The following is an 18,401-nucleotide window of genomic DNA, read 5'->3' on the forward strand; positions in this document are numbered from 1 at the left end:
TAGTCAGCCACTATTCCTCAATCCGGCGGCAATTCCATTGATGGCAATATGAATACCCCTCAATACTTTGGGATTGCTATTCTCCTCCCGATTTTTCTTCAATAATTCAACTTGTATATGGTTGAGCGGATCCAGATAGGCGAAACGATTTCGAATTGACCGCTTTAAAAGTGGATTCTCTTGAAGTAATTGCTCCGAACCCGATATCGCCAGAAGGGCATTTATTGTCGATTGCCATTCATTGCAAATCGTCCCGAAAATATTATTTCGCAATTGGACATCCGGCACCAACTCTGCATATCGCGAGGCAATTGCGATATTACTTTTCGCCAACACCATATCCATATTTGACAATTGCGTATTGAAAAAGGGCCATTTTGCATTCATCTCCTGCAACGTCGCCAACCCTGTATCCGGATTTTTGTTAAGCCAAGTTTCAACCGCCGCGCCAAAGCCATACCATCCCGGTAGCATAAGGCGGCATTGGGCCCAGCTAAAGACCCACGGAATGGCGCGTAAATCTTGTACACGCCGTGTTTTCTTGCGTGAAGCAGGCCGGGATCCAATATTCAACGTTGCAATTTCATTGATAACAGTTGAACCCCAGAAGTAGTCTTCAAATCCTTCAGTTTCGTATACCAATCCTCGATATGCCTTGAACGCATCGGCAGACAGCTCTTCCATCACTTCTATAAAATGCGGCGGCACACTTTCTGCCGCGTCCGGCGTCAATAAAGTTGCCTCGAATGTTGCGGCAGCCAGACTTTCCAGGTTACGTCGACCAATGGCGGGAGTAGAATATTTAAAAGAAATAGTCTCACCTTGTTCAGTAACCCGAATTTGCCCCTGAACAGCCCCTTTGGGTTGCGCCAAGATTGCTTCGTAACTCGGGCCGCCACCACGACCGACAGTTCCCCCGCGGCCATGGAAGAGCCGCAAACCGACATTGTGACGTTCGAATAACTCGATTAATCCAGTCTCGGCTTTATACAATTCCCAGCCGGAAGTCACGAACCCGCCATCCTTATTACTATCTGAATAGCCCAGCATTACTTCTTGAATGCCGCCCCTATTAACCAGCAAACGTTTATATTCAGGGATGGATAGCAAGGCATCCATGATCGGGACACAATTTCTCAAATCCGGGATTGTTTCAAACAATGGCACAATGTTGATTTTGCTGTGGCCCTCTGGTGATATCATCCCGACTTGCTTGAATAAGGTGGCAAGCTCCAACAAATCTGAAACAGATTGCGTATTGGAAATAATTGCTGTTGTAATTGCGGTCTCGCCATAGGTTTTCTGGGCAATTGCCGCCGCCTGAAGAATAGCTAATTCAGATTGCGTTTCTTCGGAATAAGACCAGTGAGGCCGTAGCAATGGTCTCCCTGACGCCAATTCGGCAACCAGCGCTTCAATACGCTCGGACTCATCCATTTCGTTATATTGAATGGACGAATCCACGGCACTAAAGAGCTCGCCGACAACCCGTTCATGCATATCCGAGTTTTGACGCAAATCCAGGGTTGCTAGATGGAAGCCGAAACATTCAACAGCTCGGCGAAGATGTTTCAATCGACCATCGGCAATAAGTTTTGATCCGTTTTCAATCAATGATTTTTGAATCACATCCAAATCATCCAGAAATTCCGAAGCAGATCCGTAGGAAGCGGCCTCACCAACCGGCGCACGCGCGGGAGCAGGTGAGCCAAACCCTGTCAAAGTTGCGACCAGGCGTGCATAAATTCCAGAAATCGCACGACGGTAAGGTTCCCCTTGCCGATGGGGAGAATGATCAGGAGAACTTTCAGCAAGCTCAAGTAAGGCATCTGACATATGAACAACATTCGTCGACAACGAAAGCTCGCTTCCCAATCTGTGTGTTTCTTCCAGGTAATGGGTCAGTATATGAGCATTTTGTTTTCGCAATGTTGCTTTCAAGACATCCGATGTAACAAACGGGTTCCCGTCACGATCTCCCCCAATCCAGCTTCCCATTCGTAAAAACGGTTTAATGGAACCCCCGTCTACTTGCATACCTAGTTCAGACAGGCAATTTTCTAAAGACGAGTAGAAATTCGGAAGCTCTGTTAAAAATGTCTGATCGTAATACGATAATCCGTTTTGAATTTCATCAACGATTTGAAGTTTGGTCCGGCGCAGCAAATCCGTTTGCCATATGGTTAGTACTTCCCGGCAAAGTTCGTTATCGATACTCGAAATTTCACGCGGACCCCAATCACCAGAATCTCGTTTATCCAATAATTCCGCAATATCTGCTTCACGACGCATGGTACTTTTACGGCGAACTTCCGTTGGGTGAGCGGTAAGAACGGGAACCACGAGGGCCGTTTCAAAAAACGCTTTTAACACGGCATCAGAAATACCCGCTTCCTTTGCCTTCATTAAGGCGCTCTCCATGGATCCATCCCGCGGGGCAGAGCCAATTTTTTCGTGAAAACGGGTGCGACGCACATGATGTTGGTCTTCGGCAATATTGGCAAACTGCAGAAAATAACTAAACGCTCGTAGAACCAAAACTGCTTGCTCCGTTGACAATCGGTTGAGGATATCCTCAAGATCCTGTTTAGAGTCCACTGAATCTTCTTTATGAAATAGAATGGAAGTTTGACGTATGTCTTCGACCAGATCGAAAACATCCTCCCCCTCTTGGGCTCTTACAGTATCGCCGAGCAAGCGGCCTAACAGCCGAATATCCTCTCGCAATGGCGCGTCTTTTTCCTGGGAGTCCGTCGAACTGTCGGGCAGCATATTAAATTCCGTTTACTATTTGAATAAGAAGGCATTCAGAACACCGGACCATATCAATTTTTCTGTCTGTCGTCTTTAAAATATCGACAATCACTGCCCTTAATCTATCTGCCAAAGCTGCGTAACCGTGTCGCAAATTGATAACCTCACGATACGTCAATTGGTCCATATCATTTTGACAATGAAAGGGGGAATGGCTATGATTTTTTCATAGATGCATATCACAATTACAACGAAAGCCCGTATGCTACATCTTCATCGCTTTCTATCGTCGGCTGTCTTGTCCCTGAGTTTGATCGCTCTGCCTGCTTTGGCAGAAGACGGTCCTCTTATGACATTGGAACAGGCATTGAATATTGTTCGCGCACAGAATTTGCAGATAAAAAACGCGAACATTCAAGTCAATGTGGTCGGGGACCAAACGGATGCAATGCGCTCCAATTTATATCCGGAATTAAGTGCGGGCGTTCGCGGGTACCACAATTTCGAGGATAATGAATATACCTTTGAAGAGGGATCGTTGGGAACTGTTGGCGGCGACCCCGTTCCTTCCAGTAATGTGGAGATTGGAACAACAGACGGTTTCAGCACCCATTATTCTATCACCGCGAAACAACCGCTCATCCAGCTTTACGAAATCAACCTAAATGTCGACAAGCTTAAGCTCGAACAAGACATCGCCCGCCAACAGCTTCGCGGAACGCGGCAAACAGTTTCTTGGCAAGTCAAACAGCTCTACTATCAAATTCTGAGTTACGAGAGCTCCATGGAATCAACAACGAGTTCAATCGCTTTTTACTCTGAACTGGCAGATATATTGGAAGACAAGGTTGCCCAGAAAACGGAACTCGAATATCAGCTTCTTAATGCACAAGCCAAACAGGCTTCGTCAAACCATGACTTGGTATCGCAACAAAATGACATCATAACGAGCAAGCAACAGCTTAATTCCCTTTTGGATAGGGATATTTCAACACCTTTCAGTGTGAGTATGGCTTTTGCCGATCCGCTCGTGAGATATACGGAACAGACCGCCGAAGCACAGGCGTTGGCGAACAGTCCTGAAACGACGGAAGCAAGACTGCAAATAAAAGTCGCCGAAACTAATGTGGAAATTCAAAAGACGGATTATTTTCCAGACCTTGATCTTGTCGCCAGTTATGGAAAGTCCCAACACACTGAGTTTATTCCAGACGAAAGCATCTATGTCGGACTTTTTGCCAAATGGGATTTTTTCACCTGGGGCAGGAATGACAGTAACTTGTCGGGGACCAAGCGCGCGCTCAGTCAGGCTAAAAATTCTTTACGTGACAACGAAGACCAGATACGTGCACAAATCAGTGAAGATATCCGCAACCTCAAAGTCGCGAAGGAACTGATCCCGGTGACGATACTGGCGCAAAAAGCCGCCGCCGAGAAATTACGGGTAAGTACTAATCAATATAAAGCAAACGCCATTCTTTTGGACGACCTTCTGGATGCTGAATCTGAATTATCCGAGGCAAATGACAATTTCCACAAAGCGGAGCTTGCTGTCTGGAATGCCAGCGCGGAACTAGAAAAAGACTTGGGAGAAGAATAGATGCCCGCCAATATTCTAAAGGCGGCAGGGATTTGTTGTTGCCTTATCCTACTGCAAGCCTGCGACTCCGGCGACGACCCACAACAAAAGTCACCTACCCCCGTCCGAACGCAGGCGATTATCTCGCAAAATTTGACAAAGGATGTGCGATATACGGCGACGATTGAAGCTAATTCTCAAGTTAACCTGTCCTTCAAGGTAACCGGTTATGTGACTGGCCTTTTGCAGGAAAAGGATACCAGCGGCAAGGACCGGCCTGTTCAATCTGGCGATATAGTCGCCAAGAATACCGTTCTTGCTGTTGTCGACGACAAAGATGCCGCAAATAATACAAAGCAAACCGGCGCACAGGTAGCAACAGCGCAGGCAAATTTGAACAAGGCGAATGAAGACTATAAACGTGCACAGGAATTGTTCAAATCGAATAGCATGACTGCCCCCGATTATGATGCTGCTAAACAAGAATACGAAACAGCCGTCGCCAGTCTGACAAGTGCCAAGGCAGCCCAGAAAAGTGCTGAGAACGATCAAAAAGATTATGATCTAAAGGCACCAATCCACGGTGTCATTATACAGCGGAACGTGGACGTCGGATCCCTTGTATCGCCAAGTGTCGTTGGCTTTGTCATCGCAGACACGGAAACCGTCAAGATCGTCTTTGGCGTCCCGGATACCATGGCGCGTACATTGAAATTGGGTCAATCGCAATCCTTCACAACGCAATCTTTGCCAGACCGCGTATTTACGGGGAAAATTACCGAAGTTTCTGCGGCTGCCGATACAAACACCCGAGTTTTTGACGTAGAGGTAACCGCAAAAAATACAGAGAACGTGCTAAAAGTTGGCATGATCGCATCTCTCAGCGTAACAAATGCAGGTGCGACACAGACAGCTGCGCTCATCCCGCTTTCGGCGGTGGTAGCAGCCAAAGGAAACGACGGAGGCTATGCGGTTTTTGTTGCGACTGCGGATGGAAGCGAGACTATAGCAAAACTTACTAATGTGGAGTTAGGTCAAGTTTATGGAAACAATATCGCAGTTTTGAAAGGCGTAGAGCCTTCAGATCAGATTATCGTCAGTGGGGCGACCCTTGTCACCGATGGAGAACAGGTTGAAATTATTCCGTGACCCCACCTAATCACCTAGGGCTGGAGATCTGCCTGTGACCGATATAACTGAAACAAAAAATACGGCACGTTACTTTACGGAAAATCGTCATATTTCCTGGATTCTGCTATTTGCCGTTTTAATCTGGGGCGCTTACGGCTACTCGTCGATGCCAAAAGCCAAGGATCCGGATATACCCGTTCGCGTCGCCACTGCCATCACGAGTTGGCCAGGTGCAGATGCCACCAAAATTGAACAATTAATCACTCGGCAAGTGGAAGAAAAAATAGCTGAAAGCTCAAAGCTGCAAGAGACAAGCCCGTCAAAATTCGCGATAAAATCCCTGACGATGCCAAATCTTTCCGTCGTGCAGATTCAGCTTTCGGACTCTTTGAGTACGACCAAAGCAGCGTTTAACGAAATAAATCTCAATTTGAATGCCTTATCAGAAACTTTGCCAGCCGGCGCTGGCAGCATTACGTTTAATGACGGATTTGGAAATACTGCGGCTATTTTGCTCACCATAGCGAGCCCTACTGAGCGCCCCATAGAGATTTCGTTACGTGCTCGCGATATAGAGGCAGCTATAAAAACTGCCCGCCGAAATAAAGGGATACCAGAAGAGGGTACGCAGCAATCTCTAATCGTCGTCATGCCGCGGGATATTAATTTGACGACACCTGCCCGACACATGAAATTGCTGAAAAATTTTCTTGAAGAAAATAACGTCATCGAAACAGCGGACTCACTGCAAGGACCAGGATTTTTAGGTCTGGATTTCACTAGCTCCGCTTCGAAGGAAGAAATAAACAGACAATTTCACAGTTTTCTGGAAACCAAGTTAGCGCAAATAAACTTTCACGAAGACGCCTGGCCCACAGTAATCATCGACAACCCCACCAAAACAAACGAGCTGCTTCAAGCCAATCCCGGTGATAAATATAGTTATCGTGACTTGGATGACTATTCGAACCTGATAACACGAACCTTGCAAACAATTCCTTTGGTCACATCGGTGAATAGCTCAGGCGTTGTCGACGAACGCATCTATCTCGAATATTCTCAAGATCTACTTGCGTCCTATGGATTGACGCCAAATGATATTAATGGCGCCATTGCTGCCAGAAACAGCGATGCGTCGGGTGGTGAATTTTACGCTGGTGGTTCAAACATACTCGTTGAACCAAGCGGGCAGTATACCGATCCCAGTCAAATCGGTGACACGGCATTTAGTCAATCTCCAGCTGGTGCACCGGTTTATTTACGAGATATTGGGAATGTGGTGCCCGGTTATGTAGATCCTCCGCAGTTTCTAAATTTCTACAATTGGCGGGATGGGAAAGGTGAATGGCATAAGGGAAAAGCTATTTCACTTGCGATTCAGATGAGAGACGGTGGCCAAATCGCGGATTTTGGCGAAGCAGTAACAGCGTCGTTAGCAACAGCCAAGCAGCACCTTCCCGAAGACCTCGTTGTTGAGCGTATTTCCAATCAACCCGAGCAAGTTGCCGAAAATATTGATTTATTTATGACGGCCTTGATTGAAGCAGTCGTGCTCGTGGTTATCATTTCATTTTTGGGTTTCTGGGAATGGCGCTCTGCACTGCTTATGATGCTCTGCATCCCGATAACACTAGCGATGACGTTCGGGGTTATTGATCTACTTGGAATTCAGTTACAACAGGTATCCATTGCGACACTCATAATTGCGCTCGGATTACTTATTGATGATCCTGTCGTTGCGGGCGATGCCATAAAGCGCGACTTAGCGGCCGGTCAACCGCGGAGTATAGCCTCATGGCTCGGTCCTACAAAATTGGCGCAGGCAATTTTATTCGCCACGATTACCAATGTTGTTGCTTATTTGCCGTTCTTGTTATTATCCGGCAATACGGGAGAATTCCTTTATAGTTTACCGGTAGTAATGGCAGCCGCCCTAATATGCTCCCGCCTCGTCTCCATGAGTTTTCTTCCATTTCTCGCGTATTATTTGTTACGCCCCTTGAAGAAGCGCGAACGGACAATGGAGGAACGCCGAGAAAAAGGATTTACCGGATTTTATTTTCGTCTAGGCAGCTTCCTCATAAACCACCGTAAGAAAGCTCTTCTCACTTCGTTCTTGTTCCTCGCCCTCATTATTCCTTTAAAGGATGTATTGAAAACATCCTTCTTCCCCGATGATGTCCAATATCTGTTTTATGCCGACGTCCGTTTGAGAAACGATGCGACTATTTCCGAAACACAAGAAGTCGTTGTAAAAGCAGAAAAAATTATCCAGAAAGTGGCCAATGAATTTGGTGATCAACTTGGATCCGAAGGCGGAGGTGATCCGCTTGAATCCATAGCGACATTTCTGGGAGGTGGGGCTCCCCGGTTTTGGTTCTCCGTCACGCCAAAACTTCACCAACGAAACTATGCCCAGTTGGTGATGCGCGTGAATGACAAAGATCTAACAGCAAAACTAATTGTCCCTCTCCAAAAAGCTTTGAGCAAGCAGATATCTGGCGCCATCATCGACGTCCGCCAATTACAGACTAATCCAGTTCCTTACCCCATCGACATACGGTTAGCAGCAAAATCTGCCGTCCAGTCTGAAGGCCCTGAATCCGAACAGGAAATTAGAACGCTCCGTCTTTTGGCGGCAGAACTTGTCAGCATCCTACGAAATGCACCCAACGCGACAAGAGCCCGAGATGATTGGGGCCCAGAATCTTTACGCCTCAAACTTGACATTGATTCAGATCGCGCCTTCCTGGCAGGCGTGACGAACCAAGACATCGCTGCCTCATCTTCAGGCGGGTTAAATGGCAATCAGGTCACGACACTCCAAAGGGGAGACAAAAATATTCCTGTCGTTACTATTTTGCAGCCTGAAGAACGGGCGCAAATATCAGATCTGGAAAATCTCTACGTCTTTTCCTCGCAAAACAGCAACAAAATACCGCTCGAGCAAATTGCCAGCGTCCATTATGATCTCCACACTGAGAGAGTCCGGCATCTTGAGCATTTTCGCACAATGAATATCCGAGCTTTCCCCGTTGCTGGCGTTCTCCCTTCTGAAGTTATGGCGCTAGTAGATGAAGAGCTTGCTGGCTTTCAAAATAGATTACCTCCAGGATTCGAGATGGAGATCTCAGGTGAACAAGCAAATGCGCAGCATGGATTTAAAGAGCTCACTAAAGTAATGGGTATCTCGACCGGGTTAATTTTCCTGGCCTTGGTATTCCAGTTTCGCAATGCCGTTAAGCCGTTGATTGTTTTGGCTTCTGTCCCTTATGGCGTTATTGGCGCATTGATCGCCCTGGCATTAACTAAAAGCCCGTTCGGCTTTATGGCATTTCTGGGTATTGTTGCCTTGATCGGTGTTATTGTCAGTCACGTTATCGTTCTGTTTGATTTCATTGAGGAAATGCGGGAAAAAGGTGAGCCTCTTCAACTGGCATTGCTTGATGCAGGTATTGTTCGACTCAGGCCGGTTTTAATAACAGTCGGCGCTACAGTATTTGCGTTGGGACCGCTTGCACTGCATGGTGGGCCATTATGGCAGCCCTTGTGCTTTGCACAAATTGGTGGACTAACTGTCGCGACTTTTACGACACTTCTTCTGGTCCCGATTATTTATTCGATATTTGTTTTAGATTTAAAAATTGTTTCGTGGAACAGCTCGGAAACTTCTTCTGCGTGATCAATTTCTCACGGTCAAAATATTGTGTAAACTCCTAGAATAGTGGTTAAAAAAGCGCTATGTTCGCCGGAGAAATCGGTTTTAACGGGTATATTGCGATTTCTCCTTTTTATGCACTCTTCCTTGGAGTTTGAGATTGTGACGGAATTTAATTGATGAGGAACAAAAAGACGGACAAGCTTTGCTTGCTTTTCCTCAGTATTTTTGTAAGTCAAGCTTTCGCAATAAACGCGTCTTTCGCAGATTCTCCCAACGTTATGAAATGCAGTCATCAACTGCCCCCTGAACATCATATTGCCAAAGTCATCGATCAATGGGCGGCGGAGATCGAAGCATTGTCTGGCGAGGAAATTGACGTTCAAGTGTTTGGTGCCAGTAGCTTGGAAAAACCTGCTGAAAATGCGTCCACCGTCGCGGCGGGTGACGTCCAGTGCGGCTTCACACTGAACAGGCAATGGGGCAGTAACTTACCCCTAATGAACGTAACGCTAAACCCTTTTACTTTTGATCATCTCGACAAGTTAAAAAAATGGAATTCGTCGGAAGCGGCTGCAATTTTAGAGCGCGAACTGCTGACCAAAGGGCTTAAGAATGTCACATGGCTTTTTTCCAGTTGGCAGACAGTGCTTGCAACCGATCGAAACCTTCTGTCAAAGTTGGCCGATTTTGAAGGGGTAAAAATCCAGGGTATTGGCCCAATAGCAGATGCGAGTTTACGCGCTTTAGGGGCCGTTCCCATAGATGTTTCAGGGGAGAAAGCCTATGACGCATTGAAAGAAAAAGAAATTGATATTGGTGTCGCCAGTTTCTCGGAAACGATCGGCAACAACTATTTTTCTTTACAAGATCAAGCCATTGTTCTGCCTCTTTATAGCCAAATATTCCATGGCTATGTTAATGCGGACTGGTATGCCGGTTTATCCGAAAAAAGTAAAAATGCGATCGCGGAAGCTGGGAAATCCGCGGCCCTTTGGGCCATTGAAGCTTCCGAAATTTCAGCCGCGGCAGCACCGCAAATACTGGAAGAGAATGGCATGAAAGTTCGGAGGGCCACGGAAATTGAGATCACAAACCTTAAAGCAAAAATGAGACCCGCTTTCGCGGCCTCATTTCAGGATGCAACCGGTAGTGAAGGCACGTCTCTTCTCAAATTGATTAACGGCTTATAAAAACGTTTCGAAGCATGGATTACCATGTCACCGTTCTACGGCGTCGTAAGTGCAACTGACAAAAGTCCCGACATTGCTACCTGCCCACACTCATCCGCCTCCGCCTTTATCTCCTTAAGTCTTTGGATGTTTTCTGCATTTTCTCCATTTACACCTATGTCAGCCAGAGAGCGCCCGACTTCTATGTAAAAATCAGACCACCCTAAAGGTTCGCGTGCTGTAATATCCTCCAGAGCGTCTGCATAACGAATTACTTCGTGCCATTCTTGCTGCTGTGCGCAGCTTTCGATAGCAAATGCATAAAAGAAAAAGTAGTTATGACTGATCACGCTGGACTGCAATATCCGATTTCCCTCATCCAGTGCCCATCGACGATCCTCTTCGTTCACGGCTACTTGCGCAGCCGCTCCCAGTGTCCAAGGACCCATAAAGCCTTCGCCAGTTTCACGGCAAATTTTAAAAGCGGCGCGGCAAGTCTCCATAGCCGCATCCGGGTCTTTTTCAACATGAAATTGGTATCTTGCATGGCAAATCATTGAGGCAGGTTGAAAAAGGGCGGAGTCCATTTTTAATGTTGCCTCCCGACTCTGTTTACCCTGCTGTTTCATCGCTTCAAAATCGCGCTGACAAAACATAATTTCGAGTAAACACATATGACCAATCAAACCAGCGCGTTTATCAGAAGTCGCAATCGCCTTTTCAATTGCCTCCTTCGCCACCTCTACCGCCAGATCAAGGTTATTTAGAAACAACGCTGTCCAGGCGATCATCGGCATGTTGGCAACGGCGATGCGCGCGAATTCATGTTTTTCAGCTAATTCAACACATTGTTTGAAATACTGATGAGCGGTTCGCATGCGTCCGGCCCCATAAGATGCATCGCCTAATCCGCCCAAAGCTCGGGCTTCTCCTTCGAATGATCCAATTTCTTTCGCATATTGCAAAGAAATCTTATGCTCCTCCATACATTCTTTAATCATGCTCCTGGGGAAATAAATATTTCCTCGCAAGAAGTGTATTTCTGCCAAAATCTCAATAAACCGGTTTTTAAGAGCAATATTTTGAATTTTGGTAAGGCAAGTTAAGGCGTCATCAGAACGATCAACTATTCTCAATGCCGTGGCCAGGCCAACATGCGCCCGGCAAAACTGTTCCTCGGTATCGTACAACTCTAGTGCTGTTTCAAACGACCGGATCGATTTATCTATTTCACTTAAGTGACGGCATAGATCGCCTTGCAAATATTGAAGCTCAAATTTAATTGTATCATCGCCAGGCAAAGCTATTCCGCGTTCGACTAACGATAAGGCTACGTCCGGCCGAAAAGCACGCAGTTGCAGTTTGGCGGCATCAAGATACGCCTGCGCCGCTGCCGGATCTTCGGCTTTTTCGAGATGTTCGGCCGTCAAAACAGAATCAGTCTTTCGAAAAAAAGCCGCCGCTTTCTTATGAAAAGACAGTCTTCTGGTATCTATGAGGGATGCATAAACTCCTTCGCGAATTAGCGCATGGGAAAATTGGAATCCGTCGGGTGTCGGCCTTATCAGCGCATTCCGCAATAAGTTTTCGGGATCGAAATCAGTTACCCCTAATAAAGCGCTAATGGCATCGGCTGAGAAGCGCTGTCCAAGAATTGATGCTGCTTGTAAGGTTTCTCGATCCGGCATCGTTAGTGTGTCTAGTCGAGCTTGAACTATTCCCTGTATTGTTCCCGGTATTTGATCCTTCTCTAAGTCATGTGCATTGCGCAGCAATTGATCGAGATAAAGTGGATTTCCCTCGGCGCGCGCGATGCAGGTTTGGATTAGCTGGTTATTCAGATTAGGGAATGCTTTTGCGATACCGGCGGCTTCCTCTGGATTTAGAGGGGAAAGTTCAACTGTAGTAAAAGACACATCGTCAAGTTCCGCCGCACGCGGATCGGCAAACGGATCTCCGTTGTTACGCGTGGTTAGGACCAATAGAACCGGGCAATCCGTCAGCACATGATAGATCTGCGCGACATGAGACAATATCACCGGCTCAGCCCAGTGAATATCCTCGACCTTCAACATAAGCGGTTTTTTTTGACCAATCGCCGCTATCATTTGTGCGACAGCTTCTTGCTTACCCATATTGCGAGCATCATTATCCATCGCATCATAAGTTCCCCCCAAAACAGCGGGCTGCGGTAAGTTAAGGAGATCATTTAGAAAAACACGCTGCGTTTCATCCAAAATTCCTTCAGAAATTACCCGCTCCAATGCCTCTCGCCGCTCTTTCTTGCGTCCTGCGGGGATAATCTCCAAAATGTCTCGAAGCAAGGAACGTATGGCGTCCTGACCTTTTGCTGTTCCAAAATCGAGAACCAAACCGGTATGGCAAGCAAATCCCTTTGCTATCGCTATTTTTCCAAATTCATCCGTCAGCCTCGTTTTACCTATGCCTGCTTCGCCGCGAATTACAAATATTTGGCCTGATTGGTCTTCAACGCATTGTTCCAAAGCAAGTGAGAATTGGTGCAAGTACCTTCGACGCCCAACAAAAGCATAAGGACTTGCGCCACGAAGACTAGATACACGCCCTAGTCTCCAGACAGATATTGATGCATTCAATCCATCAACAATCTTTTCGCCGAGCAACTCTCCGTGAAAACGATTGCCAAGCGCATTCTTTACGGCGGCTGATACAAGTGTTTGTCGAAACAAAGCTAAATCCGTCAATCTAACAGCAAGATTTACGCTATCTCCCGTAACTGTATAGGAGGACCCATTCTCATGGCCGGCGACGACTTGTCCAGAAGCAACGCCGATTTTGACTGTAAAGGCAGTTTTAAAATCCGCAGCCCTACGATGAATTTCAAGGGCAGCACGCAGCGCTCTTTCTGGATCATCCGTATGTGCAAGCGGCGCGCCGAAAACAATCATGACAGTGTTTCCAATCTGGCTATCAATCGTTCCTCCGAACTCCGTACCTACATTTTCGATGCACTCGAAACTGCTACTTAGTTTTTCTTGATGTTGTTGGTCAGCATCCGCGACGAAAGGTAAGGTTGCCTCGTCAATTTGGGCATATAAAATTGTAACCTGCCGATGAATGAGCTGAAGGCCTGAATTACGTCCGTCGCCCTCATTCTGGGCTGCGACATACTGGGCAATGGATGACATCATTTTCCGCCGACTACCCAACGGCACACCGAGTTCAGCCAAATCACCATCAGTCAAGAAAGGAAGAGCGGCCATATCCACCGCATTCTCTAAAAAGCTATCTGTATGCTTTTCAAATCCGTTCCGGTGCAGCCATTTACCGATGTCATCTGCCATTTACTTTATACCCTGTAGATTATTCTCTCCAATACACATGAATTTTCAGAGAACTATATTCAATCATTATCGTGTTTCAACTTTGTCCCAATTGTTTCAAGAAATTCGCAAGTCACCTGCACATTACTCTGATGGGACGCTAGCCGTATAGTTCGGGTCGCGAATGTCACGTTTTCCCGCGTCCATATCAGCCATATCGGATAAGGCGCGTGTATCGACCATCAGATCGCAAAACAAAGTTCTCTCCTTCGCCAAACCTTCATCAATTGGTGTGATTGCAGCTCCCCGCACAAGTTTTTTGATATGACCAAATGCACGTGGTGACTTATTTGCCAGTGCCTCGGCAACTTTCATTGCCTTGGCAACAACATCCCCATTTACGCAATAAGCGGCAAGACCAATTTCCTTAGCTTCACGAGGGCTTATGGTTCGCCCGAGAAGCTCCAATTCCAAAGCCCGAGATTCCCCTATCAATCGAGGAAGCCGTTGAGTACCACCCGCTCCTGGTAAAATACCTAAGTTTATTTCAGGCAGTCCAAGATCATAGGGGCCGTCTTTCACCAGCCTAATATCACAGGCTAACGTGAGTTCAAATCCTCCTCCCATAGCGCTTCCGTTGATCGCCGCAATAAACGCCTTGGGCATTTCTTCCATTCGGCGAAAACAACTATGCAAGATGGCTTCCGGTACAGGACGGGCAGGATCAAATGTCATGCCTTTTGCAGCCATGGATTGACTCCGTTTATACAATAAAGACACATCATAATGCCGGATGAAGACATCTTCCAGGCCACCCGTGAATACAATAGAACGGATGTTGTCATCTTTTTCGACGTCGTCCAGAAAAGACTCGAGTTCAACTTCCGTGTGTCCATCCATATACCCATTCGGCGGATTATGAAATTTCACTAAAGCAATTGGGCCAATTTTTTCGACTGACATTTGTGGCATTTTTTATTCTCCGGTTACAATGTCATGTATTTCATTTAACCAAACGGGCGATTGCGCGAGGTCAATAAATTTTTTCTCATCTTCAAGCAAAACCCGACCTGCTTCGCGGCCTGCTTCCGATGTAGAGGCAGCTTCAAGGTCCGCCCGGCTTCGCCACCACATCTCGGCGATACCGTCATACGCTTGAGGTGCACCCCGTACTGCTGCAAGTGCCACCCCCATTTCAGAGTGCTGACGATGTAATTGAGTGTATTTCCAAGTTCCCAATGCTTTTTCGAAAGATCGAACAAGCGGACCATGACTGTTGAGCCAATAGTCGTAGAAATCTTCTTCTGTCAAATCTGCTCGTTTACGAAGGCAAAATGTTAGTTTGATTGGCGGGCTATCTGACATATTTAGATTCCGCCAATTGTGTTTGGTTCGGTGAGCAGTATCTTTCCCGATCTATGTGGTTTTGCCGCATGGGCAACTGCCTGTTTCACGTCATCAAGAGGATATTTGGCTTCTATTGCACCCGAAATTACACCTTCCATGACAAGAGGAATGAGTGCTCCGTACATGGAGAGAATATCATCACGTGATGCCGTTTTGAACCAATCGGCCAGCCAGAACCCCTTTAATTCAATGCGCCGAAACACCAAATCAAAAGGATCTACTTTGCAGGGCTCTCCACTCAACAAACCATAATTTACGACATACCCGCCATCTGCGAGGCATTTTGCGAGTTGATTACTTGCGTATCCGCCAACCGCATCGAGTGCAAGTTTCGGAAGCTCCCCACCGGTTTGAAGTGACATTTCTTCACTCATTTTGACGGCATCCGTTTTTTCATCAGCAACTATTACGACATCAGCACCATCCGCTTTTAACATTTCGACAACATCCGCCCGTCGCGCAATCGCAATGACCTTCAAGTTCTTCCGCTTAGCTATTTTAATTACATATCGACCGACAGCTGAATTACTAGCGTTTTGAATGACCCAATCCCCGTCTTTAAGGGAGACCAATGACGTAAGCATAATTTCTGCTGTCGCCGGATTTGCCTTTATCATAGCTGCTTGATCAATATCAATATCCGCGGGAAGAGGAATGACTGCGCCTTCACGGCACATCATGCTTTCCCGCCATGCGCCTCCCCCAAAGGGCAGCACCAAATCCCCTGCTTGCAAATTTTTTACTGCCGGTCCAATCTTGATTATACGACCAACGCCTTCCGCACCGGGAATATTTGGCAGTTCAGGTCTGATGCCATAATCTCCCTCTATGGTCAGAATATCAGCAGGGTTGATTGACATGGCCAGCATTTTAACTACGAGCTGATCTCCTTCGGGATTCGAAATGTCAGGCTGTTCTGCGAGTTCAATAACCTTGGCGGCCGGTCCAAATTGGTGAAATTGAGCGATCTTGACCATAGATTTTTTCCTTTTTTATTTTATGTGTCCAGTTGCACGCGAAAAAGACCAACAATCCGGCGGGCTATTTCTTCGGGGCTATCTTTTCCCGGTTGATACCAATTGACCGTTGCATTCAACGCGCCAAACAAGGCAAAGCGCAAATATTTTTTATTGTCGTTTGTGAGATTGGGTAATCGATCAATGAAGGCAATAAACATTTTTTCGTAATCATTCCGATGAACTATGAGACGTATATTCAGTTCCGAAGTGCCTTTGGGAATGGTTTCAGCAACAACAACAGAGAAAAAATCATCTTCCAAAAGAGATGTCAGATGCGCTGCTGCTGCGGCTTCTAATTTATCCCATGGGCGGCCTTGCGTCACAACTGCAGTTTCAACACTAGTTTTGATACGCCGTACACCCTCCATATAAACTTCTTCGAAGAGTGTCTCTTTAGAACCAAAGAAATGATAGAGTGAGCTGGGTTGGACATTGGCTGCGCTCGCGATGTCGCGCACTGAACCCGCATCAAAACCTTTTCTGGCGAATACATTTGCTGCCGCATTCAGCAATTCTAAACGTCGATGTTCCAACCTTGGTCTACCAACGGTGCGATTGCTGAGCATTCTTGTTGCCTGAAAATAATTTATTTAACGAACGTTCAGTATATTCGCTCACCGATAATTGGCAACAGCCTTGAGATTTCATTAACCATGTCTGGGATAAAATAGGCGTAAGATATATAGTCGTTATGTATCGGATTATTGCTGGTTATCGCTATTTAGACGTAACGATTTGAGGAGATCTTGGTAAATGGACAAGAATTGGGCCGAATTGGAGGCCTACTACGAACAAGTGAAACTATCGCGGATATCCGATTTTTTCGATCAGGATCCGAACCGCTTTAACGCTTTTTCGGTCGGGTTTGACGACATTTTGATGGATTTCTCTAAAACCACAATTGATCCAACTTCATACAGTCTTCTAGTTAATCTCGCGCAGGCCGCCAATATTGAGCAGAAAAGGGATAATATGTTCACAGGTCTGGAAATAAACCAGACTGAAGGCCGAGCGGTTTTGCATACGGCTCTACGCAATCTAAGGGCTAAACCGATTTATGCCGACGGCGTAGATATCATGCCGAACGTGTTGTCCAATTTCGAGTTGACTAAGAAATTCGCGAACGCCGTGAGAAGCGGTGAAATTTCAGCGTCGGATGGCGCTCCCTTTACGGATATTGTGAATATTGGTATCGGTGGGTCTGATTTAGGCCCCGCAATGGTAACTGGCGCCTTAGCGCCCTACCATGACGGCCCTCGTTGTCACTTTGTCTCTAATGTTGATGGAGCACAAATCGCCGATGTCCTTGGTCTTCTAGACCCGGCACGAACTCTTTTTATTGTCGCATCAAAAACTTTTACGACTATCGAAACGATGACGAACGCAAATACGGCGAGAAATTGGGCCCATGCAGCGCTGGGCGAAACCGCTAAGCAACATTTTGCCGCAGTTTCCACGTCGCTCGAAAAAACAACGGCTTTCGGCATTAATCCAAATTATGTCTTTGGTTTTGAAGATTGGGTTGGTGGTCGCTATTCCGTATGGGGCCCTATTGGCCTGAGTGTCATGCTTGCCATTGGCCCAGAAGCCTTTACAGAATTTCTTTTGGGCGCACAGGATATGGATATCCATTTCCAAACAACGCGGCTTCAAGAGAATATGCCTGTCTTGCTCGCATTGATCGGTATTTGGCATAATAATATCTGTGGATATGGCAGTCGAGCGATTTTGCCCTATGACCAACGTCTGGCCCGACTACCGGCATATTTGCAGCAGCTTGATATGGAAAGCAATGGCAAACGCGTCGACATGGACGGCAAATTAATATCCAGAAATACTGGGCCTATTATCTGGGGTGAACCCGGAACTAACGGCCAGCATGCCTTCTATCAATTATTGCATCAAGGATCACATATTGTGCCTTGTGAATTCTTAGTTGCCGCACAATCTCACGAATCTGATCTCGAAACTCACCATCAACTGCTGCTTGCAAATTGCTTGGCACAATCGGAAGCCTTGATGAGTGGGCGGAGTCAGGAAGAAGCGAAATCTCTCTTGTGTTTAAAGGGAACTCATACAGATTTGGACAGCGCAGCCGCCCATAGAACATTCCCGGGCAATCGCCCTTCCATTACGTTGCTATACAAAAAGCTTACGCCACGTACATTGGGTCAGATCTTAGCTTTATATGAGCACAGGGTTTTCGTTGAAGGCGCCATCTGGGGACTCAACTCCTTTGATCAATGGGGTGTCGAGCTTGGAAAGGAACTTGCCTCCGACCTATTACCGTTAATTAAAACTGGCAAAGGTTCAGAAGAAAAAAGTGGTTCTACTGACGGGCTTCTAAAAGCTATGACGAGATTGCGACAAGGATAAAAT

Annotated in this window: 11 protein-coding genes; 5 read left to right on the forward strand and 6 right to left on the reverse strand. The window is 46.5% G+C overall.

What is annotated here, in order from left to right:
- Nucleotides 1–3: 3 nt before the first annotated feature.
- Entirely contained in the window at nucleotides 4–2,772 is a 2,769-nt protein-coding gene (gene ppc / locus V7723_RS12760) for a phosphoenolpyruvate carboxylase (protein ID WP_335684862.1), read from the reverse strand.
- 214 nt (nucleotides 2,773–2,986) lie between these two features.
- Between ppc and V7723_RS12765 the strand changes: the two genes are divergently transcribed.
- The 4 genes from V7723_RS12765 to dctP all read left to right on the forward strand — a co-directional run bounded on the left by V7723_RS12765 (nucleotide 2,987) and on the right by dctP (nucleotide 10,315).
- Nucleotides 2,987–4,354 (forward strand): TolC family protein, encoded by a 1,368-nt coding sequence (locus tag V7723_RS12765; RefSeq protein WP_335684863.1) that lies wholly within the window; start codon nucleotides 2,987–2,989, stop codon nucleotides 4,352–4,354.
- Nucleotides 4,355–5,482, forward strand: a complete 1,128-nt coding sequence (locus V7723_RS12770; RefSeq protein ID WP_335684864.1) for an efflux RND transporter periplasmic adaptor subunit — start codon at nucleotides 4,355–4,357, stop codon at nucleotides 5,480–5,482.
- A gap of 34 nt (nucleotides 5,483–5,516) precedes the next feature.
- On the forward strand, nucleotides 5,517–9,146 hold the full coding sequence (locus V7723_RS12775) for an efflux RND transporter permease subunit (protein WP_335684865.1): 3,630 nt from the start codon (nucleotides 5,517–5,519) through the stop codon (nucleotides 9,144–9,146).
- Between the two features lie 155 nt (nucleotides 9,147–9,301).
- The gene (gene dctP, locus V7723_RS12780; protein WP_335684866.1) at nucleotides 9,302–10,315 is read left to right on the forward strand and encodes a TRAP transporter substrate-binding protein DctP; all 1,014 of its coding nucleotides are present in this window, start codon (nucleotides 9,302–9,304) and stop codon (nucleotides 10,313–10,315) included.
- A gap of 35 nt (nucleotides 10,316–10,350) precedes the next feature.
- On the opposite strand, the gene V7723_RS12785 is transcribed toward dctP, so the two are convergent.
- The 5 genes from V7723_RS12785 to V7723_RS12805 all read right to left on the reverse strand — a co-directional run bounded on the left by V7723_RS12785 (nucleotide 10,351) and on the right by V7723_RS12805 (nucleotide 16,588).
- A complete protein-coding gene (locus tag V7723_RS12785) occupies nucleotides 10,351–13,617 on the reverse strand; it encodes an AAA family ATPase (protein ID WP_335684867.1) in 3,267 nt (1,088 codons plus the stop codon).
- A gap of 123 nt (nucleotides 13,618–13,740) precedes the next feature.
- Nucleotides 13,741–14,568, reverse strand: coding sequence for an enoyl-CoA hydratase/isomerase family protein (locus tag V7723_RS12790; protein ID WP_335684868.1), 828 nt, complete (start codon nucleotides 14,566–14,568; stop codon nucleotides 13,741–13,743).
- Nucleotides 14,569–14,571: 3 nt separating this feature from the next.
- Complete coding sequence (locus tag V7723_RS12795) at nucleotides 14,572–14,961, reverse strand: EthD domain-containing protein (RefSeq protein WP_335684869.1); 390 nt, start codon at nucleotides 14,959–14,961, stop codon at nucleotides 14,572–14,574.
- Between the two features lie 2 nt (nucleotides 14,962–14,963).
- Nucleotides 14,964–15,980 (reverse strand): zinc-dependent alcohol dehydrogenase family protein, encoded by a 1,017-nt coding sequence (locus V7723_RS12800; protein WP_335684870.1) that lies wholly within the window; start codon nucleotides 15,978–15,980, stop codon nucleotides 14,964–14,966.
- 20 nt (nucleotides 15,981–16,000) lie between these two features.
- On the reverse strand, nucleotides 16,001–16,588 hold the full coding sequence (locus V7723_RS12805) for a TetR/AcrR family transcriptional regulator (protein WP_335684871.1): 588 nt from the start codon (nucleotides 16,586–16,588) through the stop codon (nucleotides 16,001–16,003).
- A gap of 187 nt (nucleotides 16,589–16,775) precedes the next feature.
- Here V7723_RS12805 and pgi point away from each other — a divergent pair, with 187 nt between their 5' ends.
- Nucleotides 16,776–18,398, forward strand: coding sequence for a glucose-6-phosphate isomerase (gene pgi, locus V7723_RS12810; protein WP_335684872.1), 1,623 nt, complete (start codon nucleotides 16,776–16,778; stop codon nucleotides 18,396–18,398).
- The last annotated feature ends 3 nt before the right edge of the window (nucleotides 18,399–18,401 follow it).

The sequence above is a fragment of the Sneathiella sp. genome (genome assembly GCF_036960985.1).
Classification (GTDB): Bacteria; Pseudomonadota; Alphaproteobacteria; order Sneathiellales; family Sneathiellaceae; genus Sneathiella.

What these genes read in the sequence shown, in the direction of transcription:
- V7723_RS12785 (WP_335684867.1), bottom strand. Translation starts at nt 13,617, where the DNA reads ATGGCAGATGACATCGGTAAATGGCTGCACCGGAACGGATTTGAAAAG.
- pgi (WP_335684872.1), top strand. Translation starts at nt 16,776, where the DNA reads ATGGACAAGAATTGGGCCGAATTGGAGGCCTACTACGAACAAGTGAAA.
- V7723_RS12800 (WP_335684870.1), bottom strand. Translation starts at nt 15,980, where the DNA reads ATGGTCAAGATCGCTCAATTTCACCAATTTGGACCGGCCGCCAAGGTT.
- V7723_RS12790 (WP_335684868.1), bottom strand. Translation starts at nt 14,568, where the DNA reads ATGCCACAAATGTCAGTCGAAAAAATTGGCCCAATTGCTTTAGTGAAA.
- dctP (WP_335684866.1), top strand. Translation starts at nt 9,302, where the DNA reads ATGAGGAACAAAAAGACGGACAAGCTTTGCTTGCTTTTCCTCAGTATT.
- V7723_RS12770 (WP_335684864.1), top strand. Translation starts at nt 4,355, where the DNA reads ATGCCCGCCAATATTCTAAAGGCGGCAGGGATTTGTTGTTGCCTTATC.
- V7723_RS12805 (WP_335684871.1), bottom strand. Translation starts at nt 16,588, where the DNA reads ATGCTCAGCAATCGCACCGTTGGTAGACCAAGGTTGGAACATCGACGT.
- V7723_RS12795 (WP_335684869.1), bottom strand. Translation starts at nt 14,961, where the DNA reads ATGTCAGATAGCCCGCCAATCAAACTAACATTTTGCCTTCGTAAACGA.
- ppc (WP_335684862.1), bottom strand. Translation starts at nt 2,772, where the DNA reads ATGCTGCCCGACAGTTCGACGGACTCCCAGGAAAAAGACGCGCCATTG.
- V7723_RS12765 (WP_335684863.1), top strand. Translation starts at nt 2,987, where the DNA reads ATGCATATCACAATTACAACGAAAGCCCGTATGCTACATCTTCATCGC.